The organism is Rhizobacter sp. P2_H3, assembly GCF_056403355.1.
Genome location: NZ_JBFUFQ010000495.1, coordinates 1 through 1,182, shown reverse-complemented (window position 1 = coordinate 1,182; position 1,182 = coordinate 1). Strand labels below are relative to the sequence as shown.

Sequence of the window (1,182 nt, the reverse complement as noted above, 5' to 3'; positions counted from 1 at the left end):
CGCGAGGTTCTCCTCGTCGACGACGACATCCATCGCGTGGCGCTCTTCATCGACGACGATCGACTGCACGTTGGCCGGCGCCAGCGCGCCGATCACGAACTGCGCCGGGTCCTCGGACCACAGCACGATGTCGACGCGTTCGCCGGCCAGTTCATTGGTGACCGCGTTGACGCGCGAACCGCGCACGCCGACGCAGGTGCCGATCGGGTCGACCCGCTTGTCGTGCGAGATCACGGCGATCTTGGCGCGCGAACCGGGGTCGCGGGCACAGGACTTGATCTCCAGCAGGCCCTGCTCGATCTCGGGCACTTCCTGGGCGAACAGTTCGATCATGAAACCGGGCGCGCTGCGCGACAGCACGATCTGCGGGCCGCGCAGGGTCGCGTCGACCTCGGCGATGAAGGCACGCACGCGGTCGCCGGAACGCAGGTTCTCCTTCGGGATCATCTCGCTGCGCTTCAGGCGCCCTTCGACCCGGCCGGATTCGACGATCACGTCGCCCTTGTCCAGGCGCTTGACGGTGCCGACGAAGATCTTCTCGCCGCGCGACAGGAAATCGTTGAGCAGCTGCTCGCGCTCGGCGTCGCGGATCTTCTGCAGGATGACCTGCTTGGCCGCCTGGGCGCCGATGCGGCCGATCGACACGGATTCGACCGGCTCCTCGATGTAGTCGTCGACCTCGATGTCGTCGATCTGCTCGAGCGCCTCGAACAGCAGGATCTCGGAGTCGGGCAGCTGCAGGCCGGCCTCATTGGGGACCACGTGCCAGCGGCGGAAGGTCTCGTACTCACCGCTCTCGCGGTCGACGGTGACGCGCATGTCGACCTCGCCGCCGTGCAGCTTCTTGCTGGCAGAGGCCAGCGCAGCCTCGACCGCGCCGAACACGACTTCGCGATCCACGCTCTTCTCGCGCGAGATGGCATCGACCAGCATCAAGAGTTCACGATTCATTATTACGATCTCCGTCAACGTCTTCGGCCTGCACGTCGGCTCCGTCAGGCACAGCAGCCGGCTGCGCAAAGCGCCGGCCCTTGAAATCGAGGACAGGCACCAGATGGGCCTCCCGCACTTCCTCGAACGAAAAATCCAGGGCCTGGTCGACCTTGCCGTCGTTGAACACCAGGCGCCATTGCTCTCCCAGGGCCTCCAGCACGCCGCGGAATTTCTTGCGGCCCTGGAACG

1 protein-coding gene and 1 pseudogene are annotated in these 1,182 nt (G+C 65.8%); both read right to left on the bottom strand.

The features are described 5' to 3' along the window. On the bottom strand, nt 1-951 hold a 951-nt coding region (gene nusA / locus AC1D1T_RS32605; RefSeq protein ID WP_477993495.1), incomplete at its 3' end, for a transcription termination factor NusA. After that, nucleotides 941-1,182, bottom strand: a pseudogene (locus AC1D1T_RS32600) (ribosome maturation factor RimP); the annotation flags it as partial. The gene nusA and the pseudogene AC1D1T_RS32600, both read right to left, overlap by 11 nt.